This window comes from Pseudomonas syringae (assembly GCF_021605415.1).
In the GTDB taxonomy this organism is placed as follows: domain Bacteria; phylum Pseudomonadota; class Gammaproteobacteria; order Pseudomonadales; family Pseudomonadaceae; genus Aquipseudomonas; species Aquipseudomonas syringae_S.
In genome coordinates this window covers 76,480-102,970 of record NZ_WKEQ01000002.1, presented here as the reverse complement: position 1 = coordinate 102,970, position 26,491 = coordinate 76,480, and the positions used below count along the sequence as shown (strand labels likewise).

Sequence of the window (26,491 nt, the reverse complement as noted above, 5' to 3'; positions counted from 1 at the left end):
CAGTCCAATGCGATCGCCCGTCAGACCAGCGAAGGCATGCAGGTGCAGTTCCGCGAAATCGACCAAGTCGCCACGGCCTCCAACGAAATGAGCGCTACCGCCCACGACGTCGCCGCCAGCGCCTCCAATGCGGCCAATGCGGCCAAGGGCGCCGATCAGTCGGCCAAAGACGGCATGTCGATCATCGAGCGCAGTACCCGCGACATCAATCAATTGGCCGATGAAGTCAGCAAAGCGGTGACCGAAGTCGAAGCGCTGGCGGTCAATAGCGAGCAGATCGGTTCGGTGCTGGAAGTGATCCGCAGCATCGCCGAACAGACCAACCTGCTGGCGCTCAACGCCGCCATTGAAGCAGCCCGCGCCGGTGAGAGCGGTCGCGGTTTCGCCGTGGTCGCCGACGAGGTACGCAACCTGGCCAAGCGCACGCAGGATTCGGTGGAGGAAATTCGGCTGGTCATCGAGCGCATCCAGAGCGGCACCCGAGGCGTGGTCGCGACCATGCATTCAAGCCAGACTCAGGCGCACAACAATGCCGGACAGATCCGCCATGCCGTGGACGCATTGAGCAAGATCAGCGATGCGGTGACCGTCATCAGCGACATGAACCTGCAGATCGCCAGCGCCGCCGAACAACAGAGCGCGGTGGCCGAAGAGGTCAACCGCAACGTCTCGGCGATCCGCACCGTCACCGAAACCCTGACCGAGCAAGCCACCGAATCGGCGGCGATCAGCAGCCAGCTCAATGCCCTGGCAAGCCAGCAGATGAAATTGATGGATCAGTTCCGCGTATAAGACGACACCGCAAATCCCTTGTAAGAGTGAGCCCGCTCGCGATGGCAATAGATCAGTCAAATTTATGTTGCCTGACACACCGCAATCGCGAGCAGGCTCACCCCTACAAGGGCAGATCAAAAGGTTGATCCCTGCGGCCCTCCGATGATCGTTCCCACGCTCCACATGGGAACGATCTCGTGACGGTTTTTTGATTTATGCTCGGCCTCTCGTCCCGGAGGGCCTTCGATGTCTGATCTGCTCACGTCCATGCAAGCCGCGCTCGGCTTGTCCCTTACGCCAATCCCGTTCACCGGCACGGGCGCCCTGCCCTCGGCCTTTGCCGTCACGGATCTGGCTTGCGCCAGCATGGCGGCTGCCGGTCAGGCTGTCGGCGAGCTGATCCATCAGCAGACTGGAAGCTTGCCCGCACTGGAAGTCGACCGCCGACTGGCCTCCTTCTGGTTCGCCACCTCGCTCCGTCCCATCGGCTGGAGCGTGCCGCCCTTGTGGGATCCGGTCGCCGGTGACTACGCGACGCAGGACGGCTGGATTCGCCTGCACACCAACGCCCCGCATCACCGCACCGCCGCCGAAAGCGTACTGGGGGCCTGCGCCGATCGCGCCGCAATGGCAGAGAAAGTCGCGCAATGGGCCAGCGCTGATTTGGAGCAAGCCGTGGTCGACGCCAAGGGTTGCGCCGCCCACATGCGCAGTTGGGCGCAATGGCAGCAGCATCCGCAGGGTATGGCAGTGAATGCCGAGCCGCTGGTTGATTTCAGTGCGGATCCGGTTGCCAACAACCGGTCGTGGCGCTGTTCGGCGGCACAACCGCTGGCTGGCATCAAAGTGCTCGACCTCACTCGCGTCCTCGCCGGCCCAACCGCCAGCCGTTTTCTCGCTGGCCTTGGGGCCGATGTGTTACGCATCGATCCGCCGACCTGGAACGAACCGGGCGTAGTGCCGGAAGTCACCCTCGGCAAACGCTGCGCGCGGCTCAATCTGCATGATTCGACCGATCGCGCGGTGCTCGAAAATTTGCTCCAGAATGCCGACATCCTACTCCACGGCTACCGCGCCGATGCCCTGGAAAACCTTGGTTTCGGCGCTGAGCGACGCCGGCAACTCGCGCCCGGATTGATTGATGTCTGCCTCAACGCCTACGGCTGGAGCGGCCCTTGGCAAAACCGTCGCGGCTTCGACAGCCTGGTGCAGATGAGCAGCGGCATCGCCGAGGCGGGCCAGCGCTGGAAACAGGCCGACAAGCCGACGCCGCTGCCGGTGCAGGCGCTGGATCATGCGACCGGGTATTTGATGGCGGCCAGTGCGATTCGGTTGTTGAGTCGGGGTGGCGGATCGGCGCGGCTATCATTGGCGCGCACGGCGAAGTTGCTGATTGAGCAAGGGCCGGGAACACGTGAAACATTGCGAGATGAGGATGAGCGCGATCAAAGCGCGTGGGTGGAACAGACGCCATGGGGGCCGGCGCACAGGTTGCATGTGCCGCTGAAAATTGTCGGGACGCCATTGAAATGGACATTGCCGGCGACGGAATTGGGTTCGCATCGCCCGATGTGGCAGTGACTGTCCTGGCCCTTTTGCTGGCAAGCCAGCTCCCACAGGATTCTAGGCTGGCATCCGATTTTGCGTCCCCTGAAGATCCACTGTGGGAGCTGGCTTGCCAGCGAAAGCGTCGGCTCAGGCGACATTGATGTTGGCGGGTTCCTCTGCAACAGAGAATCTCCTACAGCTTTCGCGGCGTACACAGCCCCCCGTAGGAGCCGGGCTGCCCGCGAAGAGGCCGGCACTGCCAATAAAGATCTTGATCAATGGCAATTTCATAGACTCAACACCCCGCTATACAACCCATACGCCGCCAGCCCCGCACCGACGATCACGCAGGCGAAAATGCCCTTCTCAATCGTGGTAAACAGCGGCTCGCCCTGCTCCCGCTTGGCCTTGGCAAACAGAAGCACCCCCGGTGCATAAAGCAGCGCCGACAGCAGCAAATATTTCATCCCGCCGGCATACAACAACCACACGGCGTAAACCAGGGCGATGACACCGATCAGCAGATCCTTGCGTCGCTCGGCCGCGAATCCTTCATAGGTCTCTCCCCGCCCGCTCAACAGCACCGCATACGCCGCCGACCACAAATACGGCACCAGAATCATTGACGAGGCGAGGTAGATCAGGCTGGTGTAGGTGCCGGCGGAAAACAACGTGATCAGCAGGAAAATCTGGATCATCACGTTGGTCAGCCACAATGCGTTGACTGGCACATGGTTGGCGTTTTCCTTTTTCAGGAACGCCGGCATGGTGTTGTCCCTGGCCGTGGCGAAGAGAATTTCAGCGCAGAGCAGCGCCCACGACAGCAGCGCCCCCAGCAAGGAAATCGCCAGACCAATGCTGATCAACAACGCGCCCCATGGCCCGACGATGTGTTCCAACACCGCCGCCAGCGACGGATTTTGCAAACCGGCCAGATGCGGTTGGGACATGATCCCCAGCGACAGCACATTCACCAGCACCAGCAGCGCCAGCACACCGACGAACCCGATCACCGTGGCGCGGCCGACATCGCTGCGTTTCTGCGCGCGTGCCGAATACACACTGGCGCCTTCGATGCCGATGAACACAAACACGGTGACCAGCATCATGTTGCGCACCTGATCCATCACCCCGCCAAAGCTCGGATTGCTGCGGCCCCAAATGTCCCGGGTAAAGATGTCAGCCTTGAACGCCACGGCCGCGATAACGATGAACATGATCAGCGGCACGATCTTGGCGACCGTGGTCACCTGATTGATGAATGTCGCCTCCTTGATCCCGCGCATTACCAGAAAATGCACGGCCCACAGCAGCACCGACGCGCAGCCGATGGCAATGGGCGTATTGCCTTGGCCGAACACCGGAAAGAAGTAGCCAAGCGTGCTGAACAGCAGCACAAAGTAACCGACGTTGCCCAGCCACGCGCTGATCCAGTAACCCCACGCCGACGAGAATCCCATGTAGTCGCCGAACCCGGCCTTGGCGTAGGCGTATACCCCCGAGTCGAGTTCCGGTTTGCGGTTGGCCAAGGTCTGGAACACGAACGCCAGGGTCAGCATGCCGATGGCGGTGATGCCCCAGCCGATCAGAATCGCTCCGGCATCGGCGCGGGCCGCCATGTTCTGCGGCAGAGAGAAAATCCCGCCGCCAATCATCGAGCCCACCACGAGGGCGATCAGCGCGCCAAGGCGCAGTTTTTCCGTCGGTTGCGACATTCCAGCGTCTCCAGATTCCTGCGCGGCATCGCCGAATACAAGCAACATTAACTAAACGGATAAAGAGTAAGTACGTTTATTGAATAACGCCAATTAACGCCCGCCTTATATATAACCGATCACTCTACGGCTTATGACGAAAATCGTTTCGTGTGCGCATATCGTAATAATTGAATACCACCCGAAACACATTTGAAAAATTTGCCAAATCAAAAATAGGAACTAGCTTCAAAGTGCCGGGCAATACGGGTTATTCCCGTTTATTTTCCCAACGGCTCTGTTACGGGCTTACAGGCCGGCTCCGCGTTGCCTTCGGTGGATTCAAAAGTCATTCATTCAACAATGGAATGTCACCATGCACTGATCTAAATCAGATGATTGAACGATCAACAGTTTTAACCTGTTGTCTCTCTTCTCCTGCAATGGAGTCATGCAATGTCTGAATCCCCCGGAAAACTTAAACTCGGTGCGCTGGTGGCGTTGGTAGTTGGCTCGATGATTGGTGGAGGGATCTTTTCCTTGCCGCAAAACATGGCGGCCAGTGCAGATGTCGGCGCGGTGCTGATCGGCTGGGCGATCACGGCCGTCGGCATGCTCACCCTCGCCTTCGTGTTCCAGACCCTCGCCAATCGCAAGCCGGATCTGGACGGCGGCGTGTACGTCTACGCGAAGGCCGGATTTGGCGACTACATGGGGTTTTCATCCGCGTGGGGCTACTGGATCAGTGCCTGGCTGGGCAACGTCGGCTACTTCGTTTTGCTGTTTAGCACCCTTGGCTATTTCTTCCCGATATTTGGTGAAGGCAATACCGTTGCCGCCGTGATCGGCGCGTCGCTGCTGTTGTGGGGCGTGCACTTTCTGGTGCTGCGCGGCATCAAGGAAGCCGCTTTCATCAACCTGGGGACTACGGTCGCCAAGGTCGTGCCGCTGATTCTGTTTGTGCTGATTGCGATCTTCGCTTTCAAGCTCGATATCTTCACCGCTGACATCTGGGGCCTGAAAAACCCCGATCTGGGCAGCGTGATGAACCAGGTGCGCAACATGATGCTGGTCACCGTCTGGGTGTTCATCGGCATCGAAGGCGCGAGCATCTTTTCGGCGCGGGCGGAGAAACGTTCAGACGTGGGCAAGGCCACCGTCATCGGCTTCATCACGGTGCTGTTGTTTCTGGTGCTGGTGAATGTGCTGTCGCTGGGGATCATGACGCAACCGGAACTGGCCAAACTGCAAAACCCGTCGATGGCCGCCGTGCTCAAACACGTGGTCGGCGAATGGGGCGCGATCTTGATCAGCGTCGGCCTGATCATCTCGCTGCTCGGGGCGCTGCTGTCGTGGGTGTTGCTGTGCGCCGAGATCATGTTCGCCGCCGCCAAGGATCACACCATGCCGGCGTTCCTGCGCAAGGAAAACGCCAACAATGTACCGGTCAATGCCCTGTGGCTGACCAATGCGATGGTGCAGCTGTTTCTGGTCATCACCCTGTTTTCCGCCAGCACTTACCTGTCGCTGATCTACCTCGCCACTTCGATGATTCTGGTGCCTTATCTGTGGTCGGCGGCCTATGCGCTGCTGCTCGCGGTGCGTGGCGAAACCTACGAAGGATTCGCGGCCGAGCGGCGCAAGGATCTGCTCATTGGCGCTGTCGCTTTCATCTATGCGGTCTGGCTGCTCTACGCCGGCGGCACCAAGTATTTGCTGCTCTCAGCCTTGCTCTATGCACCGGGCGCGATCCTGTTCGCCAAGGCCAAGCTTGAAGTCGACAAACCGGTTTTTACAAACCTTGAAAAGTTGATTTTCGCCGCAGTCGTCGTGGGCGCCATCGCCGCTGCCTACGGTCTCTACGACGGATTCCTGACGCTGTAGTTTTCAACGCAGAATCTGATCGTTTTACCTCTGGAGGATCACTGTAATGACCACGGAAAAAGTTAAGTACGGCGTCCATTCCGAAGCCGGCAAACTGCGCAAAGTCATGGTTTGCTCCCCAGGCCTGGCCCACCAGCGGCTGACCCCGAACAACTGCGATGAACTCCTGTTCGACGACGTGCTGTGGGTGGCTCAGGCCAAGCGCGACCATTTCGACTTTGTTACCAAGATGCGCGAGCGTGGCATCGATGTGCTGGAAATGCACAACCTGCTGACCGACATCGTCGCCATCCCCGAAGCGCTGGACTGGATTCTGGAGCGCAAGGTCACCGCCGACTCGGTCGGTCTGGGCCTGATACACGAAGTGAAGTCCTGGCTGAAAAGCCTTGAGCCGCGACACATCGCTGAATTCCTGATTGGCGGCGTCTCTGCTGATGATCTGCCTGACAGTTTCGGCGGCAAGACCATCCAGATGTTCCGCGATTTCCTTGGCCATTCGAGCTTCATTCTGCCGCCGCTGCCGAACACCCAGTTCACCCGCGACACCACCTGCTGGATCTACGGTGGTGTGACGCTGAACCCGATGTACTGGCCGGCGCGTCGACAGGAAACCCTGTTGACCACCGCCATCTACAAGTTCCACCCACAGTTCACCAACGCCGAGTTTGAAATCTGGTACGGCGACCCGGACAAGGATCACGGCAGCTCCACCCTTGAGGGCGGCGACGTGATGCCGATCGGCAACGGCGTGGTGTTGATCGGTATGGGCGAGCGCTCATCACGTCAGGCAATCGGCCAACTGGCGCTGAACCTGTTCAAGCACAAAGCCGTGGAAAAAGTCATCGTCGCTGGCCTGCCGAAGTCCCGCGCGGCGATGCACCTGGACACCGTGTTCAGCTTCTGCGACCGCGACCTGGTCACGATTTTCCCGGAAGTGGTCAGTCAGATCGTCGCCTTCACCCTGCGCCCTGATGAAAGCAAACAGGGTGGCATCGACATCCGCCGCGAAGAAGGCACCTTCCTCGACACCGTGGCCAAAGCCCTCAACCTGCCGAAGCTGCGCGTCGTTGAAACAGGCGGCAACAGCTTTGCCGCCGAACGCGAGCAATGGGACGACGGCAACAACGTGGTGGCGGTGGAACCGGGCGTGGTCATCGGTTACGACCGCAACACCTACACCAACACCCTGCTGCGCAAGGCCGGGATCGAGGTCATCACCATCAGCGCCGGCGAACTCGGCCGGGGCCGTGGCGGCGGCCACTGCATGACCTGCCCGATCATTCGCGACCCGATCGATTACTAATCTTTGCGCCCTGGCCAGCGCTTATCCAGCGCGGCCAGGGGGATAACCGATACCGAAGGAGACCCATCATGGCTTTTAACATTCACAACCGTAATTTGCTGAGCCTGGAACACCACACCCCTCGCGAACTGCGCTATCTGCTCGATCTTTCCCGCGACCTCAAACGCGCAAAATACACCGGCACCGAACAGCAACATTTGAAGGGCAACAACATCGCCCTGATCTTCGAAAAAACTTCGACCCGCACCCGTTGCGCCTTTGAAGTGGCGGCTTATGACCAGGGCGCCAACGTCACTTACATCGACCCGAACTCCTCGCAAATCGGCCACAAGGAAAGCATGAAAGACACAGCCCGAGTGCTGGGTCGCATGTACGACGCCATCGAGTACCGTGGCTTCAAACAGGAAATCGTCGAGGAGCTGGCGAAGTTCGCCGGGGTGCCGGTGTTCAACGGCCTGACCGATGAATATCACCCGACCCAGATGATCGCCGACGTGCTGACCATGCGTGAGCACGCCGACAAACCGATCCACGAGATCAGCTACGCGTACCTGGGCGATGCGCGCAACAACATGGGCAACTCGCTGCTGCTGATCGGCGCCAAACTGGGCATGGACGTGCGCATCTGTGCGCCGAAGGCGCTGTGGCCGCTGGATGACCTGGTCGCTCGCTGCAAACAATACGGCGAAGAAAGTGGCGCGCGCATCACCCTCACTGAAGACCCGAAAGAAGCGGTTAAAGGCGTGGACTTCATCCACACCGACGTCTGGGTATCGATGGGCGAGCCGGTGGAAGCCTGGGCCGAGCGTATTCAGCAACTGCTGCCGTATCAGGTCAACGCCGACCTGATGAAAGCCAGCGGCAACCCGCGCACCAAGTTCATGCATTGCCTGCCGGCGTTCCACAACAGCGACACCAAGATCGGCAAACAGATCGCCGAGCAGTATCCGCATCTGAAAAACGGCATCGAAGTCACCGACGACGTGTTCGAGTCGCCGGCCTGCATCGCTTTCGAGCAAGCGGAAAACCGCATGCACACCATCAAGGCGATCCTGGTTTCGACCTTGGCTGATTTGTAACTGATAAAGCTCCCCTGACACGACTCGGTTACTGTGGGAGCTGGCTTGCCAGCGATAGCAATGTGTCAGATACCAACAATGTTGACTGACCCACCGCCATCGCGGGCAAGCCCGGCTCCCACAATGACCGCATTCGTCCTGCGAGATATCACTGTTTTTAAAAGGACATGCACCATGCGTATCGTCGTAGCTCTGGGCGGTAACGCCCTGCTCCGCCGTGGCGAACCGATGACCGCTGACAATCAGCGCGCCAACATCCGCATCGCCACCGAGCAAATCGCCAAGATCCACCCCGGCAACCAACTGGTCATCGCCCACGGCAATGGCCCGCAAGTCGGTCTGTTGTCGCTGCAAGCGGCGGCCTACACCTCGGTCAGCCCTTATCCGCTGGACGTGCTCGGCGCTGAAACCGAAGGCATGATCGGCTACATCATCGAACAGGAGCTGGGCAACCTGCTCGACTTCGAAGTGCCGTTCGCCACGCTGCTCACCCAAGTTGAAGTCGACGCCAACGACCCGGCGTTCAAGAACCCGACCAAACCCATCGGCCCGGTCTATGACAAGGCCGAAGCGGAAAAACTCGCCGCCGAAAAAGGCTGGGCGATTGCCCCGGATGGTGACAAATACCGTCGCGTAGTCGCCAGTCCCCGGCCGAAACGCATCTTCGAAATCCGCCCGATCAAATGGCTGCTCGATAAGGGCAGCATCGTGATCTGCGCTGGCGGTGGCGGCATCCCGACAATGTACGAAGCCGACCGAAAGCTCAAAGGCGTGGAAGCGGTGATCGACAAGGACTTGTGCTCGGCGTTGCTGGCCGAACAGCTGGAAAGCGATTTGCTGGTGATTGCCACCGACGTCAACGCGGCGTTCATCGACTTCGGCAAACCGACCCAGAAAGCTATCGCCCAGGCTCACCCGGACGAACTTGAACGCCTCGGCTTTGCGGCGGGTTCCATGGGGCCGAAGGTGCAGGCGGCCTGCGAGTTCGCACGGCACACTGGCAAAGTCGCCGTGATCGGCTCACTCTCGGACATCGAAGCGATCGTCCAGGGCACCGCCGGTACTCGCGTCAGCACCGCCGAGCCGGGCATTACTTATCGGTAATCGGAAACTCCGGTGGCAGATCGACGGTCTGCCCTTTGCCCCTGTCTTGAAAGGAGAAACCCATGGCCCAGTTTGAACCCGGTCATCTGCACATCGAGCGACATGCGCTGACGCCGGATGATGTCAGTTACGACGTGAACCTCGATTACGAAGTGTTTACCGATCCCAAAGAAGGCAAAGGGATGCAGTTCACGATGCATGGCAGCATTCAGGGCAAAGAGATGAAGGAGGCTTTTTTCCTGCCCAAGGACATGGCCTACAACTTCGCCAGCAATGTGACAAAAATTGCCGAGAAATACGGGATACCCAAGACTCACAGCAGCATCGGTTCGGTGCATAAACATTACGACCTGATGTTTGAAGATGTGCGGCAACAATTGAATGTGAAATCCGGGGAGCCGGTCAAACCCGAGCATCTGGAATAACGGAACACCCCATATCCTTGTAGGAGTGAGCCTGCTCGCGATAGCGATTGTTCAGTCGACACCGTCATCACTGACATACCGCTATCGCGAGCAGGCCCACTCCTACAGGATCCTCGTCTGGCCTGGAAACCTGCGCCAGATTTCACCATTGCCCCCGCGCCAAGGCATACTTGCCACCCTCCGTAGCCCAGAACACCGAACCGCCCCATGCGCATTCACGTCAGTTTCATCGACCGAGTCGGCATCACCCAGGAAGTCCTGGCTCTGCTCGGTGGGCGCAACCTCAATCTTGATGCCGTGGAAATGGTGCCGCCGAACGTCTACATCGACGCCCCGACCCTGAGCCCGGATGTGCTCGAAGAGCTGCGCGATGCGCTTTTCAGTGTGCACGGCGTGCAAGCGGTGACGGTGGTCGACATCCTGCCGGGCCAGCGCCGGCACTTGCAGCTCGACGCGTTGCTCGCCGCCATGACCGACCCGGTGCTGGCCCTCGACAGCGCCGGTAAGGTGTTACTGGCCAACCCGGCGTTGATCGCGTTGTACGGACGCGAACCGGCGGGTGAAACCGTCGATCAACTGTTCGCCGATCCAGGCCTGCTCGACACTTTGCTCGAACACGGCTTCCGTCTGCCGCTGCGGGAAATCACCGTCAATGGCCAGACCTTGCTGCTGGACGCCACGCCGATCACCGACGCCGGCGCTCTGTTGACGCTGTATCAACCCAATCGTATCGGCGAACAGCTCTCGGCGCTGCACCACGATCACGCTGAAGGTTTCGATGCGTTGCTCGGCGAATCCCCGGCGATTCGCACGCTCAAGGCGCGCGCGCAACGTGTGGCGGCGCTTGATGCACCGCTGCTGATCCAGGGCGAAACCGGTACGGGTAAAGAACTGGTCGCCCGCGCCTGCCATGCGATCAGCGCGCGGCACAGTGCGCCGTTTCTCGCACTGAACTGCGCGGCGCTTCCGGAAAACCTCGCCGAGAGCGAACTGTTCGGCTACGCCCCCGGCGCCTTTACCGGCGCGCAACGGGGCGGTAAACCGGGGCTGATGGAGCTGGCAAACCAAGGCACGGTATTCCTCGACGAAATCGGCGAGATGTCACCGTACTTGCAGGCCAAGCTGTTGCGTTTTCTCAATGACGGCAGCTTCCGCCGCGTCGGCGGGGATCGTGAGGTGAAGGTCAACGTGCGGATCCTCAGCGCCACTCACCGCGACCTGGAAAACATGGTCAGCGAAGGCTTGTTTCGCGAAGATTTGTTCTACCGCCTCAATGTGCTCAACGTCGAAGTGCCGCCGCTGCGTGAACGCGGTCAGGACATTTTGCTGCTGGCGCGCTATTTCATGCAGCAGGCCTGCGCGCAAATTCAGCGTCCGGTCTGCCGCCTGGCACCGGGCACGTACCCGGCGCTGCTCGGCAATCGCTGGCCGGGCAACGTGCGGCAATTGCAGAACGTGATCTTCCGCGCCGCCGCGATTTGCGAAAGCTCGCTGGTGGACATCGGCGACCTCGATATCGCTGGCACTTCCGTCGCGCGGCAGAGCGACAACGACGTCGACAGCCTCGAACAAGCGGTCGAAGCTTTCGAGAGATCCCTGCTGGAAAAGCTCTACGTCAGCTATCCCTCGACCCGCCAGCTCGCCAACCGCCTGCAAACCTCACACACCGCCATCGCCCATCGCTTGCGCAAATACGGCATTCCCAACAAACCCTGACGCCCCACAAATCCCTGTCGGAGCTGGCTGGAGTCCTGACGTCACCGCAGCTCCCACAGGGTTTGGTACAGGTCCGGCATTTATTCAAGCAAACCAGCTCTTCCACAGGGTTTGGCAGGCTCGGTATTTGTGTTGAAAACGACCCTCACCTGTACTGAAAGCGCTACAGCGGAACGATATCGATACACACCCTCCCAGCCGCCGCCACGCAAGGCTTTGATCCCGTTCAGCTTTTATCTCGCCTCTGAGCTGTAGCGATTTCGCTACAGCGGCCATAAACCCTCTCGCTACGAAATACGCTAATCAATTGATTTATAACGATAAATTCAATGATGGCCGCGTTCTTGCTAAGTAACCGCTCATAAACCAGGGCTTTGCAGCCCCAGCTTTCCATCGCGTCCACCAGACACGTCTGGCCCCTTAGGAGTTTCCATGAGCGAGTTGCGTTTTACTGAAGATCACGAATGGCTGCGCACCGAAGCTGACGGCAGCGTTACAGTCGGCATCACCGCTTTCGCGCAGAACGCTTTGGGCGACGTGGTGTTCGTGCAACTGCCTGAATTGCAGGCTTACGACAAAGGCGCGGAAGCTGCGACCGTGGAATCGGTAAAAGCCGCCAGCGGCGTGTACATGCCTCTCGACGGTGAAGTGCTGCAAGTGAACCCGGCACTGGAAGACAGCCCGGAACTGGTCAACGAAGATCCATTGGGCGAAGGCTGGTTCTTCCGCTTCCAGCCAACTGACGCCACCGCCGTCGGCAAATTGCTCGACCAGGACGCTTACGACCGCCTGATCAAAGCCCAAGCCGAAGCCTGAGGAACACCGACATGACCACCACTCTCGGCACTGCCAACGAATTCATCGCCCGTCACATCGGCCCGCGCGCTGGTGACGAGCAAGCCATGCTCAACAGCCTCGGCTTCGACTCCCTCGAAGCCCTGAGCGCCAGCGTCATCCCGGAAAGCATCAAGGGCACCAGCGTGCTTGGCCTGGAAGACGGCTTGAGCGAAGCCGATGCACTGGCATTGATCAAAGCCATCGCCAGCAAGAACCAACTGTTCAAGACCTACATCGGCCAGGGCTACTACGGCACCCATACGCCGTCGCCGATCCTGCGCAACTTGCTGGAAAACCCGGCCTGGTACACCGCTTACACGCCGTACCAGCCGGAGATTTCCCAGGGCCGTCTCGAAGCGCTGCTGAACTTCCAGACCCTGATCAGCGACCTCACCGGCCTGCCGATCGCCAACGCCTCCCTGCTCGACGAAGCAACCGCCGCTGCCGAAGCCATGACCTTCTGCAAACGCCTGAGCAAGAACAAGGGCAGCCACGCCTTCTTCGCTTCGATCCATAGCCACCCGCAAACCCTCGACGTGCTGCGCACCCGTGCCGAGCCGCTGGGCATCGACGTCGTAGTGGGCGATGAGCGCGAACTGACCGACGTGACGCCGTTCTTTGGCGCGCTGCTGCAATACCCGGCCAGCAACGGTGATGTTTTCGATTATCGCGAACTGACCGAACGCTTCCACGCCGCCAACGCGCTGGTCGCCGTGGCCGCTGACTTGCTGGCCTTGACCTTGCTGACGCCGCCGGGCGAGTTCGGTGCCGACGTGGCCATCGGCAGCGCGCAACGCTTTGGCGTGCCGCTGGGCTTCGGTGGCCCGCATGCGGCTTACTTCTCCACCAAAGATGCGTTCAAGCGCGACATGCCGGGCCGTCTGGTCGGCGTCTCCGTTGACCGTTTCGGCAAACCGGCGCTGCGTCTGGCGATGCAAACCCGCGAGCAACATATCCGCCGCGAGAAAGCCACGTCGAACATCTGCACCGCACAAGTGCTGCTGGCTAACATTGCCAGCATGTACGCCGTCTACCACGGCCCGAAAGGCCTGACCCAGATCGCCAACCGCGTGCACCACCTGACCGCGATTCTCGCCAAGGGCCTGACCGCACTGGGCCTGAACGTTGAACAAGAAAACTTCTTCGACACCCTGACCCTGGCAACCGGCGCACACACCGCCGCGCTGCATGACAAGGCTCGCGCCCAGCAGATCAACCTGCGTGTGGTCGACGGCGAGCGCCTGGGTTTGTCGGTGGACGAAACCACGTCGCAAGCCGACATCGAAACCCTGTGGGCCGTGTTCGCCGACGGCAAAACCCTGCCGGACTTCACAGCCCTCGCAGCCACAGTGCAGAGCACCATCCCGACTGCGCTGGTACGTCAGTCGCCGATCCTCAGCCACCCGGTATTCAACCGTTATCACTCGGAAACCGAGCTGATGCGCTACCTGCGCAAACTGGCGGACAAGGATCTGGCGCTGGATCGCACCATGATCCCGCTGGGCTCGTGCACCATGAAACTCAACGCCGCCAGCGAAATGATCCCGGTGACCTGGGCCGAATTCGGTGCCCTGCACCCGTTCGCCCCAGCCGAGCAAAGCGCCGGTTATCAGCAACTGACCGACGAGCTGGAAGCGATGCTCTGCGCCGCCACCGGCTACGACTCGATCTCGCTGCAACCGAACGCCGGCTCGCAGGGTGAATACGCGGGCCTGTTGGCGATTCGCGCCTATCACCAGAGCCGTGGCGAAGACCGTCGCGACATCTGCCTGATCCCGTCGTCCGCCCACGGTACCAACCCGGCGACCGCCAACATGGCCGGCATGCGTGTGGTCGTGACCGCGTGCGATGCCCGTGGCAACGTTGACATCGAAGACTTGCGTGCCAAGGCCATCGAGCACCGCGAACACCTCGCCGCGCTGATGATCACTTACCCGTCGACCCACGGCGTATTCGAAGAAGGCATTCGCGAAATCTGCGACATCATTCATGACAACGGCGGTCAGGTGTACATCGACGGCGCCAACATGAACGCGATGGTCGGCCTCTGCGCACCGGGCAAGTTCGGCGGCGACGTGTCCCACCTGAACCTGCACAAAACCTTCTGCATCCCGCACGGCGGTGGCGGCCCGGGCGTCGGCCCGATTGGCGTGAAATCGCACCTGACCCCGTTCCTGCCGGGCCACGCCCAGATGGAACGCAAGGAAGGCGCGGTGTGCGCGGCACCGTTCGGCAGTGCAAGCATTCTGCCGATCACCTGGATGTACATTCGTATGATGGGCGGCGCCGGTCTGAAACGCGCTTCGCAACTGGCGATCCTCAACGCCAACTACATCTCCCGTCGCCTCGAAGAGCACTACCCGGTGCTGTACACCGGCAGCAACGGCCTGGTGGCGCACGAATGCATCCTCGACCTGCGTCCGCTGAAAGACAGCAGCGGCATCAGCGTCGATGACGTTGCCAAGCGCCTGATCGACTTCGGCTTCCACGCCCCAACCATGTCGTTCCCGGTCGCCGGCACGCTGATGATCGAGCCGACCGAAAGTGAATCCAAGGAAGAACTGGATCGCTTCTGCGACGCCATGATCCGCATCCGCGAGGAAATCCGCGCAGTGGAAAACGGCACGCTGGACAAGGACGACAACCCGCTCAAGAACGCGCCGCACACCGCTGCGGAACTGGTCGGCGAGTGGACTCACCCGTACAGCCGCGAGCAAGCCGTTTACCCGGTGGCCTCGTTGATCGAAGGCAAATACTGGCCGCCGGTCGGTCGCGTCGACAACGTGTTCGGCGACCGCAACCTGGTCTGCGCTTGCCCGTCGATCGAAAGCTATGCTTAAAGGAAGCAGCTGCGAGCTTTGAGCTACAAGCTGCAAGTAAGGGCTGATCTGCTTTTTACTGGCGGCTTGTATCTTTCTGCATGCACTGCGGCGTGAACACGAGCTGCAAGGAAAAGCCGATCCGTCTTTAACTTGCAGCTTGCCGCTTGAAGCTCACCTCTGCTCCGCAGGAGCCCTCATGTCGTTAAGCGTATTCGACCTGTTCAAGATTGGCATCGGCCCCTCCAGCTCTCACACCGTCGGCCCGATGCGCGCGGCTGCGCGCTTCGCTGAAGGCTTGCGCCGGGAAAACCTGCTGGGCGCGACCGCCAGTGTCCGGGTCGAGCTGTACGGCTCGCTCGGCGCCACCGGCAAGGGGCACGGCAGCGACAAGGCCGTGCTGCTTGGCCTTGAAGGCGAACACCCGGACACCGTCGACACCGAAACCGTCGCCGCCCGCCTGCAAGCCATTCGTGGCAGCGGGCGTTTGAACCTGCTCGGCGAACACAGCATCGCGTTCAACGAAAAAGAACATCTGGCGATGATCCGTAAACCGCTGGCCTATCACCCCAACGGCATGATCTTTCGCGCGTTTGACGCAGCGGGGATTCAGATCCGCAGCCGCGAATACTATTCGGTCGGCGGCGGTTTCGTCGTCGATGAAGACGCGGCCGGCGCCGACCGTATCGTCGAAGACGCCACGCCGCTGACGTTCCCGTTCAAAAGCGCCAAGGACTTATTGAGCCATTGCAGCACGTACGGCCTGTCGATCAGCCAGGTCATGCTGACCAACGAAAGCGCCTGGCGTCCGGAAGCGGAAACCCGTGCCGGCCTGCTGAAAATCTGGCAAGTGATGCAGGACTGTGTCGCAGCCGGGTGTCGCAACGAAGGCATTTTGCCGGGCGGCTTGAAGGTCAAACGGCGGGCGGCAGCGTTGCATCGGCAACTGTGCAAAAACCCGGAATCAGCGCTGCGTGACCCGCTGTCGGTACTCGACTGGGTCAATCTCTATGCACTGGCGGTCAACGAAGAAAACGCCAACGGCGGGCGCGTGGTGACAGCCCCCACCAACGGCGCGGCCGGAATCATTCCGGCGGTGTTGCATTACTACATGCGCTTCATTCCCGGCGCGAACGATGACGGCGTCGTGCGCTTTCTGTTGACGGCAGCGGCCATCGGCATTCTGTACAAGGAAAACGCCTCGATCTCCGGCGCCGAAGTCGGTTGCCAGGGCGAGGTTGGCGTTGCCTGCTCGATGGCGGCCGGCGCCTTGTGCGAAGTGCTCGGCGGCAGCGTGCAGCAGGTGGAAAACGCTGCGGAGATCGGCATGGAACACAACCTCGGCCTGACCTGCGACCCGATTGGCGGGCTGGTGCAAGTGCCGTGCATCGAGCGCAACGCCATGGGCTCGGTGAAAGCGATCAACGCGGTACGCATGGCCATGCGCGGTGACGGGCAACACTTCGTCTCCCTCGACAAAGTCATCCGCACCATGCGCCAGACCGGCGCCGACATGAAAAGCAAATACAAAGAGACCGCTCGCGGCGGTCTGGCGGTCAACATTATTGAATGCTGATCACGCTTATAGCCCCCTTTCCTCCGGGAGAGGGCTGGAATGAGGGGCTTTTGATCCTTATTCCTTAACCATTTTCAAAGGAGCTCCGCATGTCCACCGAACAACTTTCGAAAACCCCGCTGCACGCTCTGCACATCGAACTTGGCGCGCGCATGGTGCCGTTCGCCGGCTACGACATGCCCGTGCAATACCCGCTCGGCGTGATGAAAGAACACCAGCACACCCGCGAGCAGGCCGGGTTGTTCGATGTTTCGCATATGGGCCAGATCCGCCTCACCGGCGCCAATGCCGCCAAGGCTCTTGAAACCCTGGTGCCGGTGGACATCATCGACCTGCCGGTGGGCATGCAGCGCTACGCGATGTTCACCAACGACAAGGGCGGCATCCTTGATGACCTGATGGTTGCCAATCTGGGTAACGACGAACTGTTCCTGGTGGTCAACGCCGCGTGCAAGGATCAGGATCTGGCGCACCTGCAAAAACACATCGGTGATCAGTGCAGCATTGAGGAGCTGTTCCAAGAACGTGCCCTGCTCGCCCTGCAAGGCCCGGCTGCCGTCACTGCGCTGGCACGCCTGGCGCCGGAAGTCGCGCAGATGACGTTCATGCAGTTCAACCGTGTGACGCTGTTGGGCGTGGACTGCTTTGTCAGCCGTTCGGGCTACACCGGTGAAGACGGTTTCGAAATCTCCGTGCCCGCCGCCGACGCAGAAAAAATCGCCCGCGCCCTGCTGGCCGAACCGGAAGTCCAGGCCATCGGCCTTGGTGCGCGAGATTCGCTGCGTCTGGAGGCCGGCCTGTGCCTGTACGGCCACGACATGAACACCGAAACCACGCCAATCGAAGCCAGCCTGCTGTGGGCAATCTCCAAGCCACGCCGTGCCGATGGCGCGCGGGCCGGTGGCTTCCCCGGCGCCGAGCAGGTCTTCGCACAACAACAGGGCGGCGTGCAGCGCAAACGCGTCGGTCTGCTGCCACAAGAACGCACGCCCGTGCGTGAAGGCGCCGAGATCGTCAACGAAGCCGGCGAGATGATCGGCAGCGTCTGCAGCGGCGGTTTCGGCCCGACGCTGGGTGGCCCGCTGGCGATGGGTTACCTGGACACCGCTTACGTCGCACTTGATACGCCGGTATGGGCCATCGTTCGTGGGAAAAAGGTGCAAATGCTTGTAAGCAAAATGCCATTTGTTCCGCAACGCTACTATCGCGGTTGATTGACTGTTTCTATAAGTAACGCGATTGCGTTAAACGTGCACTAATGTGTAACGCAATCGCCATAAAACAGTGCACTACTGGTCATTCGATTCGAATATGAACTTGCCTTATAACGTTCGAAAACAATGGAACAAGGCAATCGCATAAGCCCCCACTAATGAACTGACATATAGCCACAATGCCCCGAGAAACCGGGGGCTTCGCGGGGCTTGTTTTTTCTCCCGTAGTTGGCGTAGAGTTTGTCTACTGTGTTTGCATGGGTCAGCTTTGAATCGTGACCTGGGCAGTAGCCTACAAAGTTAGCTACATCCCGTTCGACGTCTTCTTACTCTCCTGCAACCAGCCCCAGTACTCTTTCACGAGAAGGAGACTGTCATTAATTATTGCGTCAAAGGAAATAAGAAATGTCCACACGTCAGAGCGGCACCGTCAAGTGGTTTAACGACGAGAAAGGTTTTGGTTTTATCACTCCAGAAAGCGGTCCGGATCTGTTCGTGCATTTCCGCGCCATTCAGGGCAACGGCTTCAAGAGCCTGAAAGAAGGCCAGAAAGTGACCTTCGTTGCTGTGCAAGGCCAAAAAGGCATGCAGGCTGACGAAGTACAAGCCGAAGCCTGATCCGCAGTTACAAAAAAGCCCCTGATATTGATATCAGGGGCTTTTTTGTGGGCGCAAATCCGTAAGATGGCGCTTTATTTAGCATCCAGAGGCTGCCATGTCGAAAAACCTGCTCACCCCTCAGGGCGACTTCCCGGCCGTTGGGCTGGGTCGTCGTCTGGCGGCGATGTTCTATGATTTTCTGCTATGCACTGCCCTGCTGATTGTCACGGGCGGCATCTACAAAATGATCCAGGCTGCAATCATCGGTGAGGAGCGCCTGCGCGTGATGACTGACGCCGGGAAACTGGATGGTGACCCGCTCTACTCCACCGTTTTGTTATTGGTGCTGTTTGGCTTCTTCGCCAAATTCTGGACACACGGCGGGCAGACGTTGGGCATGCAAGTCTGGGGTGTTCGCGTGCAGAACGCAGATGGCACGGCGATCAGCCTGTGGCAGGCGTTGCTGCGGTTTATGGTGTCGATTGCATCATGGCTGTGCGTGGGGCTCGGGTTCTTCTGGTCATTGTTCGACAAGCAGAAACGTACGTGGCATGACATGTATTCCGGCACCCGCCTGGTGCGCATTCCAAAGAAAACAAAATAATCCCCATACAGCAAATACCAATGTAGGAGTGAGCCTGCTCGCGATAGCGGTTTATCAGTCGACATTAACTGACACACCGCTATCGCGAGCAGGCTCACTCCTACACGTCTCAGGCGTTACCGGCCAGCTTCATCCGTGCCGCCTGCGTGAAGTCCAGCATGCGCTTGAGCGGGCGAATCGCCTGTGGGATCAACGCCGGGTCAACAAAGATCTCGTTCGTCCCCTCCTTCAAGCTCTTCAGCGTGCGCTCAAGGGTGTTCATGGCCATCCACGGGCAATGTGCGCAACTGCGGCATGCCGCGCCGTTACCGGCCGTGGGCGCCTCGATGAAGACCTTGTCCGGGCACAGCTGCTGCATCTTGTAGAAGATGCCGCGATCAGTGGCTACGATCAGCGTCTTGTTCGGCAAGGTTTGCGCTGCTGCAATCAGCTGACTGGTGGAGCCCACGGCGTCCGCCAACTCGATCACCGACGTCGGCGATTCCGGATGCACCAGAATCGCGGCATCCGGGTACAGCGCCTTCATGTCTTCGAGCTGCTTGGATTTGAACTCTTCGTGAACGATGCAGGCACCGTCCCACAGCAGCATATCGGCGCCGGTCTTGCGCTGGATGTAGGTGCCAAGGTGCTTGTCCGGGCCCCAGATGATGGTTTCGCCGTTATCCATCAGGCTTTCGACGATTTCCAGCGCACAGCTTGAAGTGACCACCCAATCCGCCCGGGCTTTCACCGCTGCCGAGGTGTTGGCATACACCACCACGGTGCGTTCCGGATGCTGATCGCAGAAAGCCGAAAACTCGTCTACCGGGCATCCCAGATCCAGCGAGCAGGTCGCTTCCAGGGTCGGCATCAGTACACGTTTTTCCGGGTTGAGAATTTTCGCAGTCTCGCCCATGAACTTCACACCGGCGACGACGACAGTCTTGGCCGGATGGGCATTGCCGAAGCGAGCCATTTCCAGGGAATCGGAAACACAACCGCCGGTTTCTTCGGCCAGGGCCTGGATCACCGGATCGCAATAAAAGTGGGCAACCAGCACCGCGTCCTGAGCTTTGAGCTCGGCGGCGATGGCGGCACGGTAAAAAGCCTCTTGCTCGGTCGTCAGCGGTTTGGGCTGCTTGGCATCGAGGTGGGCTTGAACCAGAAGGCGTTCGGAAATTTGCGTCATGTTCGCAAGACCTGCAGGCGCATTCGCGCGAAAGTCGAGTATACACCCGGCTCCGGACCGCTAAGGGTACCGCCGGGAGGATGAGTTTTATCAGGCACGGACAGCGTTGAGGCTGCGCAAGGCTACAGAATATCCGGTGGATGCAAAAGATGATTCTGACCTGCATCACCGAGGCGTTGCCGCACAACGGCACGAGGCCAAATCGCAGGCAAAAAAAAACCCGGAAATCCTCACTTTCGTGGGCCTTCCGGATTTTCTAAACCGCCAAAATATGGTGGGTCGTGTGGGATTCGAACCTACGACCAATTGGTTAAAAGCCAACTGCTCTACCAACTGAGCTAACGACCCGCTTCGTGGTGGCGCGTATAATACTGATTTTTAACGACTATTCAACCCTTTATTTGAAAATAATCAAAAATAAGGTGTCGGGTCGCTAACGCCGGCCGCTGCGAAGCCTTCTGCACGCAGGCGGCAGCTGTCGCATTTACCGCATGCACGGCCTTCATCGTCAGCCTGATAGCAGGAAACCGTCAGCCCATAATCGACGCCCAGCTTCACGCCCGCCTCGACGATTTGCGCCTTGCTCAGGTTCTGCAACGGCGCCTGAATACGGAAACCGTTGCCTTCCACGCCAGCCTTGGTCGCCAGGTTGGCCATGCGTTCGAACGATTCGATGAACTCGGGACGGCAATCGGGGTAACCCGAATAATCCACTGCGTTGACGCCGATGAAGATGTCACGCGCGCCCAGCACTTCCGCCCAACCCAACGCCAGCGACAGGAATACGGTATTGCGCGCCGGCACGTAAGTCACCGGAATGCCTTCGCCCAGTTCTTCCGGGATGTCGATGCGGGTGTCGGTCAGGGCCGACCCGCCCATGCCGTTCAGGTTCAGACCGATCACCTTGTGCTCGATCACGCCCAGGTCACGGGCGACGCGGGCGGCGGCGTGCAGTTCGGCATGGGAGCGCTGCCCGTAGTCGAAGCTCATCGTATAGCAGCTGTAGCCTTCGGCACGGGCCATGGCCACGACCGTTGCCGAGTCCAGACCTCCGGACAACAAAATGACCGCGCGTTTTTCGGTAGTGTTCAGTGGTTCAGTCATCTCAGCGCCCCGGCTCGTCATTCCAAAGATATTTGTGCAGCTGCAATTGCAGGCGTACAGGCAAGTTATCCGCCACGACCCAGTCCGCCAGATCCCGCGCATTGAGATCGTGATGGCTCGGCGAAAACAGCACTTCGCCGGCGCGGCGGTCAAGACCGTACTGGATCAGCTTGGACACCGCCCAGTCATAGTCTTCCCGCGAGCAGATGACAAACTTCACCTGATCGTTGGGCGTCAGCAGTTCGATATTTTCGTAACGGTTACGATGCGCTTCTTTCGAGCCCGGGGTTTTAAGGTCGACGACGCGACTGACCCGTGGATCGACAGCCGAAACGTCCAAAGCACCGCTGGTTTCCAGCGAGACCTCGTAACCGGCGTCACACAACTGCTTGAGCAGGGGAATGGCGTTCGGTTGCGCCAACGGCTCACCGCCGGTGACGCAGACATAACGCGGGCGAAACCCGGCCACTTGTTCGAGGATGTCGTCGAGGGTGCGGATCGTGCCGCCGCTGAAGGCGTAGGCGCTGTCGCAATACTGGCAACGCAACGGACAACCGGTCAGGCGCACAAAAACCGTGGGCAGCCCGGCAGTCCGTGTTTCCCCCTGCAACGAGTAGAAAACTTCGGTGATTCTCAATGTGTCTTGCATAGTCGCCACGGGCGTAACAGCTAAACAGGCTGTCCGCCTCCGTCAGGCACTTCAAGCAATCCCGCCAACGCGTGGACCCCAGGAAGCGTGTTCAGAAAAAGGGCGTGAATTCTAACGAAAAAACCCGCATCAAGTGCGGGTTTCTTCAAAACGATTCAAACAGCTTTACATGCGTTGCAGATCGCGTTGGGCCAACTGAGCAGCGGACGTGCCCGGATATTGGGCAACCACCTGTTGCAGAATGCCTTTGACCTTATCGGTATGACCGAGGCGGCGCTCTACATCAGCGAGCTTGTACAACGAGTCAGGCACTTTGGCGTGCTTAGGGTACAGCTGCGAAACCTTGGCAAACGCTTGACCCGCACCTTGCAGATCGCCTTTGGCCAGATTGACTTCGCCCAACCAGTACTGGGCATTGCCCGCGTATTGGCTGTTTGGATACTTGCGCAGGAAGGCGGCAAATGCCTGGCTGGCCTTGTCGAAATCCTTGGCTTTGATCAGGTCGAAAGCGGCATCGTAATACAGCTTTTCCTTGGCCGGATCAGCCGGTTCGCTACTCGCGGCAGGTGCCTGGGCGGCAGCAGCCCCAGCTCCTGCAGCAGCAGCTGCGGGGGCATTGAGATCGCCACCGGTTGAAGAATTCTCGGGAGTCGCGGCAGGTGCAACGCCGGATCCGATGCGCCGATCAAGATCCTGGTATCGCTCCAGAGACTCTTGTTTCATGCGCGAAACCTGATTTTGCAGTTCTTCGATCACGCCTTGCTGGCGCGAAATCTGATCCTGCATTTGTTGCAGTTGATTGAACAGCATGCCCTGCGCAGAGGCAGGGGCCGAAACCCCTCCCCCGGCATAGGCGCCGTTCGTACCGTAACCCGCAGGCGGACTACTGCTCCCGCTATTGTTATAACCGGAGTTGTCATCCACTACAGGAACCGCAGCCCACGCCGCAAGCGGCGCGAGGCTGAGAGCCAGAACAGTTACAGCACGACGGCACGTTCGCATATCGAATTACTTACGCAGTTCGACGCGACGGTTTTGAGCCCAGGACTGCTCGTCGTTGCCGGTAGCAACTGGACGCTCTTCGCCGTAGGAAACCAGTTCCAGCTGAGCTGGGGAAACACCTTGCAGTACCAGGTAGCGCTGAACGGCTTTCGCACGACGCTCGCCCAGTGCCATGTTGTACTCACGAGTACCACGTTCGTCGGTGTTGCCTTCCAGAACAACGCGAGCGCCGTTTGCTTTCAGGTCTTTGGCGTGAACGTCCAGAGCGCGCATGGCTTCTGGCTTCAGGTCCGAGCTGTCGTATTCGAAGTAGAAGGTGGTGATTGCGCGCAGAGCAGCTTCTTCGCTCAGGGAACCGTCAACGGCACCAGTGTTTGCGCCGTAACCAGCGTTTGGATCAACAGCGCCTTCACCGGCGTTGTCGCCGCCTTTGGACGAGCAACCTACAGCTACAGCCATGGCCAGAGCCAGCGCAGCAAATTTACCAAACTTCAGCATTTCCATCGTGAAACTCCTAATGAACCCCAGTGTGTTAAGTAAAACGTGTAGCGCCGCGTCAGTTCAGGTAAGGGGACCAGGACGGTTCTCTGACTTCGCCTTGTGCGGTAGGAAGCGGGAGCCTAACGCGCCCATTAATGGACACGAGCATCAAGACTCCCCGGCCCTGCTGGCGGGTGGCGTAGATTACCATGGTGCCGTTGGGCGCAACAGTAGGCGACTCGTCCAGAGTGCTATCAGTGAGGATCTTTACACTACCTCGCTGCAAATCCTGGGCTGCCACCTTGAAATTGGTGAAGCCATCCTGACGATGGATCATCACCAAGGTCTTTTCATCAGCCGAAAGTTTCGGGTTGGCGTTGTAGTTGCCAACGAACGTTACACGCTCGGCACCACCGCCGCTGGCGCTGGTTTTGTAGATCTGCGGCTTGCCACCACGGTCGGAGGTGAAGTAGATGGTCGAGCCATCCTTGCCCCAGAACGGTTCGGTGTTGATACCTGGACCAGAAGTTACGCGGCTGATCTGACGCGAACCCAGGTTCATCACGTAGATATCCGGGTTGCCATCCTTCGACAGCACGAACGCCAGGCGATTGCCATCCGGCGACCAGGCTGGTGCACCATTCAGGCCTTCGAAGTTGGTGATCTGTTCGCGACGACCCGTGTCGATGTTCTGCATGAAGATGCGCGGACGCTTCTGCTCGAACGATACATAAGCGATACGCTTGCCATCCGGAGCGAAACGCGGCGACAGAATTGGCTCGCGCGATTGCAGCAGGGTTACGGCGCGCGCACCGTCATAGTCCGAACGCTGCAGGGTGTAGCGCGTGTTTTTCTCGGAAAAACGCTCGGCCGTCACGTACAGCAGACGGGTCGAAAACGCACCTTTGATGCCGGTGAGTTTTTCAAACGACTGGTCGGAGATGTAGTGCGCCATGTCGCGCAGCTGATCAACGCTGCCCGACACCGAACCGCTCATCACGTTCTGTTCGGTGGCGACGTTGAACAGTGCGTATTGCACCTGCAGCTTGCCGCCGGCCGGCGTGATGCTGCCGACCATCATGTATTGAGCACCCACCGCCTTCCAGTCACGGAAGATGATTTCGCTCGGCTGGCTTGGCTGGCTGATCATGTTTTGCTTTGGAATCGGCGAGTAATAGCCCGAGTTGCGCAAATCGTTACCAATGATTTCAGCCATGTCGTCCGGCAGTACCGAACCGCCCTGCAAGCCGAACGGTACAACGGCGATCGGGGTAGCCCGATCGCTGCCGCTAGTGACCAGAATGTTCTTTTCATCTGCCGCCGCGATCCCTGCCATGCAGCAGATCACAACCAGCATTCCTCGAAGAAGGTTTCTCACAAGGCTAAATCCTCAGGTGTGAATGTCATCTTGAATGAACGATACGGAGCGAAATCGCTCGGCTTCATTCCCTGCATTTCTGTCAAACGTCCAATATTCTTGACTGCTGCCACTGCCGAAGCATCGAACGGACCGTCACCACTGGACTTGGACACGCTGACCGTAGTCACCGTACCGTCCGGCAACATGCCGATCTGCAGCACAACCGTCATGCCTTTGCGCGCCGAAGGTGGGCGTGCCCAGCCTTCCGCTGCCCGCGAACGAATCAGGTCATCGAAACTGCCCGCGACTTCGTCACCCTGCTCATCGGCCAAGGCCTGCTGACGCTCCGGCGTGTCGGAAAGCAAGTCTGCCAAGGCCTGAGCCTTTTTGTCTTCGGCGGATTTACGTGCCGCATCCTGCGATTTCTTCTTCGCAGCATCGGCAGCAGCTTTCTTCTTCGCTTCTTCGGCGACTTTCTTCTTCGCCTCTTCAGCTTCAGTTTTCTTCTTGGCGTCTTCGGCGGCTTTCTTTTTCGCGTCTTCGACGATTTTCTTCTTGGCTTCTTCAGCGGCGGCTTTCTTGGCCTCTTCTTCAGCTGCCTTTTTTGCTTCTTCTTCGGATTTCTTTTTGGCTATATCAGCCAATTGTTTCTCTTCTGCCTTCTTGGCTTCGGCGGTTTTCTTCGCGTCGTCGGCCTTCTTGGCTTCATCAGCCTTTTTCGCCTCGTCCGCTTTCTTCGCCTCATCGGCCTTCTTTGCATCCTCGGCCTTTTGAGCCGCTTCTTCTTTCTTTTGTTCCGCAGCCTTGATCGCTTCCTGCTCGACCTTTTTCTGCTCCATCTGCTCGACTTCAGTCTGACGCGCGGCGGATTTCTTCGCCTCACCCGCAATCTTCTGATTGGTCTGGGTGGTTGCCTGACTTTTCGATTTCAGTTGGTACAAGGTCGCCTGGACGATCGGCTTGGCCGGCGGCAGTTCCGGTGTGAAGGCAAAACTGACGAACAGCATGCCGAACACCAGCACGTGCAGGACAATTGCCAGAACACTAGGCCAGAAGTAGCTTTCCGAGGCGGACGGCTCTCGCTGTTGCTGCATCAGGGGGCCTCGGTAATCAAGCCAACATTACCGACCCCGGCTTTCTGCAAACCGCCCATGGCGCCCATGACGGAACCATAGTCGACGGTCTTGTCACCGCGGATGAAGACCTGGGTACGCTTGCCGCCTTCAGTACCGGCGCGAATGATCTTGGTCACCGCATCGGTCATCTGTGGCAGGGTCATTGCCCGATCCTGCTGTTTCTCGGTATCGACTTCGCTGCCAAGGTTCCAGTAATAGGTCTTGTCAGCCTTGATCGAAATGGTCAGAACCTGAGTGTTGTTGTCCTGCGGCAAGGCTTCGCTGGAAACCTTGGGCAGATCAACTTTCACGCCCTGATTGAGCATCGGCGCGGTCACCATGAAGATGACCAGCAGCACCAGCATCACGTCGATGTAGGGCACCACGTTCATCTCGGCGACCGGCTTGCGCTTTTTGCGCGCTCGAGCGATTAAAG

The 26,491-nt window shown here is 59.2% G+C and carries 23 protein-coding genes and 1 tRNA gene; 14 read left to right on the top strand and 10 right to left on the bottom strand.

From position 1 onward, the window contains the following. The first annotated feature begins 36 nt into the window (after positions 1-36). Both GIW69_RS26295 and GIW69_RS02075 read left to right on the top strand, forming a co-directional pair. On the top strand, positions 37-792 hold the full coding sequence (locus tag GIW69_RS26295) for a methyl-accepting chemotaxis protein (protein ID WP_496570887.1): 756 nt from the start codon (positions 37-39) through the stop codon (positions 790-792). 228 nt (positions 793-1,020) lie between these two features. Then, positions 1,021-2,355: a CoA transferase gene (locus tag GIW69_RS02075; protein ID WP_236480481.1), complete on the top strand. Its 1,335-nt coding sequence runs from the start codon at positions 1,021-1,023 to the stop codon at positions 2,353-2,355. 254 nt (positions 2,356-2,609) lie between these two features. On the opposite strand, the gene arcD (GIW69_RS02070) is transcribed toward GIW69_RS02075, so the two are convergent. Continuing rightward, the gene (gene arcD, locus GIW69_RS02070) at positions 2,610-4,037 is read right to left on the bottom strand and encodes an arginine-ornithine antiporter (RefSeq protein WP_236480480.1); all 1,428 of its coding nucleotides are present in this window, start codon (positions 4,035-4,037) and stop codon (positions 2,610-2,612) included. Between the two features lie 435 nt (positions 4,038-4,472). On the opposite strand from arcD (GIW69_RS02070), the gene arcD (GIW69_RS02065) reads away from it, so the two are divergent. From arcD (GIW69_RS02065) to GIW69_RS02010, 12 genes are all read left to right on the top strand, one after another. Further along, the gene (gene arcD, locus GIW69_RS02065) at positions 4,473-5,900 is read left to right on the top strand and encodes an arginine-ornithine antiporter (protein ID WP_236480479.1); all 1,428 of its coding nucleotides are present in this window, start codon (positions 4,473-4,475) and stop codon (positions 5,898-5,900) included. A gap of 46 nt (positions 5,901-5,946) precedes the next feature. Then, positions 5,947-7,203, top strand: a complete 1,257-nt coding sequence (arcA, locus tag GIW69_RS02060; protein ID WP_236480478.1) for an arginine deiminase — start codon at positions 5,947-5,949, stop codon at positions 7,201-7,203. Between the two features lie 68 nt (positions 7,204-7,271). After that, the gene (locus GIW69_RS02055) at positions 7,272-8,282 is read left to right on the top strand and encodes an ornithine carbamoyltransferase (RefSeq protein WP_236480477.1); all 1,011 of its coding nucleotides are present in this window, start codon (positions 7,272-7,274) and stop codon (positions 8,280-8,282) included. Positions 8,283-8,456: 174 nt separating this feature from the next. Then, positions 8,457-9,386 carry a carbamate kinase gene (gene arcC, locus GIW69_RS02050; protein WP_236480476.1) on the top strand — a complete coding sequence of 310 codons (930 nt, stop codon included), beginning with the start codon at positions 8,457-8,459 and terminating at the stop codon, positions 9,384-9,386. Positions 9,387-9,448: 62 nt separating this feature from the next. Beyond that, a complete protein-coding gene (locus GIW69_RS02045; protein ID WP_236480475.1) occupies positions 9,449-9,811 on the top strand; it encodes a DUF5064 family protein in 363 nt (120 codons plus the stop codon). 207 nt (positions 9,812-10,018) lie between these two features. Then, positions 10,019-11,527 carry a transcriptional regulator GcsR gene (gene gcsR / locus GIW69_RS02040; protein WP_236480474.1) on the top strand — a complete coding sequence of 503 codons (1,509 nt, stop codon included), beginning with the start codon at positions 10,019-10,021 and terminating at the stop codon, positions 11,525-11,527. Between the two features lie 432 nt (positions 11,528-11,959). Continuing rightward, on the top strand, positions 11,960-12,343 hold the full coding sequence (gcvH, locus tag GIW69_RS02035; RefSeq protein WP_236480473.1) for a glycine cleavage system protein GcvH: 384 nt from the start codon (positions 11,960-11,962) through the stop codon (positions 12,341-12,343). An 11-nt stretch (positions 12,344-12,354) separates the two neighbouring features. Continuing rightward, positions 12,355-15,204, top strand: a complete 2,850-nt coding sequence (gene gcvP / locus GIW69_RS02030; RefSeq protein ID WP_236480472.1) for an aminomethyl-transferring glycine dehydrogenase — start codon at positions 12,355-12,357, stop codon at positions 15,202-15,204. Between the two features lie 178 nt (positions 15,205-15,382). Continuing rightward, positions 15,383-16,759, top strand: coding sequence for an L-serine ammonia-lyase (locus GIW69_RS02025; protein ID WP_236480471.1), 1,377 nt, complete (start codon positions 15,383-15,385; stop codon positions 16,757-16,759). A gap of 89 nt (positions 16,760-16,848) precedes the next feature. Continuing rightward, positions 16,849-17,973 carry a glycine cleavage system aminomethyltransferase GcvT gene (gene gcvT / locus GIW69_RS02020; protein WP_236480470.1) on the top strand — a complete coding sequence of 375 codons (1,125 nt, stop codon included), beginning with the start codon at positions 16,849-16,851 and terminating at the stop codon, positions 17,971-17,973. Positions 17,974-18,378: 405 nt separating this feature from the next. After that, positions 18,379-18,591 (top strand): cold-shock protein, encoded by a 213-nt coding sequence (locus GIW69_RS02015; protein WP_003227496.1) that lies wholly within the window; start codon positions 18,379-18,381, stop codon positions 18,589-18,591. 97 nt (positions 18,592-18,688) lie between these two features. After that, positions 18,689-19,177: an RDD family protein gene (locus GIW69_RS02010; protein ID WP_236480469.1), complete on the top strand. Its 489-nt coding sequence runs from the start codon at positions 18,689-18,691 to the stop codon at positions 19,175-19,177. A gap of 109 nt (positions 19,178-19,286) precedes the next feature. Here GIW69_RS02010 and nadA read toward each other — a convergent pair whose 3' ends face one another. The 9 genes from nadA to tolR all read right to left on the bottom strand — a co-directional run bounded on the left by nadA (position 19,287) and on the right by tolR (position 26,486). Beyond that, on the bottom strand, positions 19,287-20,345 hold the full coding sequence (gene nadA, locus GIW69_RS02005; RefSeq protein ID WP_236480468.1) for a quinolinate synthase NadA: 1,059 nt from the start codon (positions 20,343-20,345) through the stop codon (positions 19,287-19,289). Between the two features lie 272 nt (positions 20,346-20,617). After that, positions 20,618-20,693, bottom strand: a tRNA-Lys gene (locus GIW69_RS02000). 63 nt (positions 20,694-20,756) lie between these two features. After that, positions 20,757-21,449, bottom strand: a complete 693-nt coding sequence (gene queC / locus GIW69_RS01995; RefSeq protein ID WP_236480467.1) for a 7-cyano-7-deazaguanine synthase QueC — start codon at positions 21,447-21,449, stop codon at positions 20,757-20,759. A gap of 1 nt (position 21,450) precedes the next feature. Continuing rightward, positions 21,451-22,098 (bottom strand): 7-carboxy-7-deazaguanine synthase QueE, encoded by a 648-nt coding sequence (gene queE / locus GIW69_RS01990; RefSeq protein ID WP_103303960.1) that lies wholly within the window; start codon positions 22,096-22,098, stop codon positions 21,451-21,453. Positions 22,099-22,263: 165 nt separating this feature from the next. After that, positions 22,264-23,100 (bottom strand): tol-pal system protein YbgF, encoded by an 837-nt coding sequence (gene ybgF, locus GIW69_RS01985; RefSeq protein ID WP_236480466.1) that lies wholly within the window; start codon positions 23,098-23,100, stop codon positions 22,264-22,266. 6 nt (positions 23,101-23,106) lie between these two features. Then, positions 23,107-23,604 carry a peptidoglycan-associated lipoprotein Pal gene (gene pal / locus GIW69_RS01980; RefSeq protein ID WP_003178634.1) on the bottom strand — a complete coding sequence of 166 codons (498 nt, stop codon included), beginning with the start codon at positions 23,602-23,604 and terminating at the stop codon, positions 23,107-23,109. A 52-nt stretch (positions 23,605-23,656) separates the two neighbouring features. Then, the gene (gene tolB, locus GIW69_RS01975) at positions 23,657-24,937 is read right to left on the bottom strand and encodes a Tol-Pal system beta propeller repeat protein TolB (RefSeq protein ID WP_236480595.1); all 1,281 of its coding nucleotides are present in this window, start codon (positions 24,935-24,937) and stop codon (positions 23,657-23,659) included. A gap of 17 nt (positions 24,938-24,954) precedes the next feature. Continuing rightward, the gene (gene tolA, locus GIW69_RS01970; RefSeq protein ID WP_236480465.1) at positions 24,955-26,034 is read right to left on the bottom strand and encodes a cell envelope integrity protein TolA; all 1,080 of its coding nucleotides are present in this window, start codon (positions 26,032-26,034) and stop codon (positions 24,955-24,957) included. Beyond that, entirely contained in the window at positions 26,034-26,486 is a 453-nt protein-coding gene (tolR, locus tag GIW69_RS01965; protein WP_161806672.1) for a protein TolR, read from the bottom strand. Before tolR ends, tolA begins: the two co-directional genes overlap by 1 nt. Positions 26,487-26,491 lie beyond the last annotated feature (5 nt).

Bases quoted from the DNA above. Each gene is read 5' to 3' on its own strand.
- nadA (WP_236480468.1), bottom strand. From the start codon at position 20,345: ATGACGCAAATTTCCGAACGCCTTCTGGTTCAAGCCCACCTCGATGCC.
- GIW69_RS02010 (WP_236480469.1), top strand. From the start codon at position 18,689: ATGTCGAAAAACCTGCTCACCCCTCAGGGCGACTTCCCGGCCGTTGGG.
- gcsR (WP_236480474.1), top strand. From the start codon at position 10,019: ATGCGCATTCACGTCAGTTTCATCGACCGAGTCGGCATCACCCAGGAA.
- arcD (WP_236480480.1), bottom strand. From the start codon at position 4,037: ATGTCGCAACCGACGGAAAAACTGCGCCTTGGCGCGCTGATCGCCCTC.
- gcvP (WP_236480472.1), top strand. From the start codon at position 12,355: ATGACCACCACTCTCGGCACTGCCAACGAATTCATCGCCCGTCACATC.
- tolB (WP_236480595.1), bottom strand. From the start codon at position 24,937: ATGCTGGTTGTGATCTGCTGCATGGCAGGGATCGCGGCGGCAGATGAA.
- tolA (WP_236480465.1), bottom strand. From the start codon at position 26,034: ATGCAGCAACAGCGAGAGCCGTCCGCCTCGGAAAGCTACTTCTGGCCT.
- queC (WP_236480467.1), bottom strand. From the start codon at position 21,449: ATGACTGAACCACTGAACACTACCGAAAAACGCGCGGTCATTTTGTTG.
- GIW69_RS02025 (WP_236480471.1), top strand. From the start codon at position 15,383: ATGTCGTTAAGCGTATTCGACCTGTTCAAGATTGGCATCGGCCCCTCC.
- GIW69_RS02045 (WP_236480475.1), top strand. From the start codon at position 9,449: ATGGCCCAGTTTGAACCCGGTCATCTGCACATCGAGCGACATGCGCTG.
- GIW69_RS26295 (WP_496570887.1), top strand. From the start codon at position 37: ATGCAGGTGCAGTTCCGCGAAATCGACCAAGTCGCCACGGCCTCCAAC.
- gcvT (WP_236480470.1), top strand. From the start codon at position 16,849: ATGTCCACCGAACAACTTTCGAAAACCCCGCTGCACGCTCTGCACATC.
- GIW69_RS02075 (WP_236480481.1), top strand. From the start codon at position 1,021: ATGTCTGATCTGCTCACGTCCATGCAAGCCGCGCTCGGCTTGTCCCTT.
- queE (WP_103303960.1), bottom strand. From the start codon at position 22,098: ATGCAAGACACATTGAGAATCACCGAAGTTTTCTACTCGTTGCAGGGG.
- arcD (WP_236480479.1), top strand. From the start codon at position 4,473: ATGTCTGAATCCCCCGGAAAACTTAAACTCGGTGCGCTGGTGGCGTTG.
- GIW69_RS02015 (WP_003227496.1), top strand. From the start codon at position 18,379: ATGTCCACACGTCAGAGCGGCACCGTCAAGTGGTTTAACGACGAGAAA.
- GIW69_RS02055 (WP_236480477.1), top strand. From the start codon at position 7,272: ATGGCTTTTAACATTCACAACCGTAATTTGCTGAGCCTGGAACACCAC.
- arcA (WP_236480478.1), top strand. From the start codon at position 5,947: ATGACCACGGAAAAAGTTAAGTACGGCGTCCATTCCGAAGCCGGCAAA.
- ybgF (WP_236480466.1), bottom strand. From the start codon at position 23,100: ATGCGAACGTGCCGTCGTGCTGTAACTGTTCTGGCTCTCAGCCTCGCG.
- gcvH (WP_236480473.1), top strand. From the start codon at position 11,960: ATGAGCGAGTTGCGTTTTACTGAAGATCACGAATGGCTGCGCACCGAA.
- arcC (WP_236480476.1), top strand. From the start codon at position 8,457: ATGCGTATCGTCGTAGCTCTGGGCGGTAACGCCCTGCTCCGCCGTGGC.
- pal (WP_003178634.1), bottom strand. From the start codon at position 23,604: ATGGAAATGCTGAAGTTTGGTAAATTTGCTGCGCTGGCTCTGGCCATG.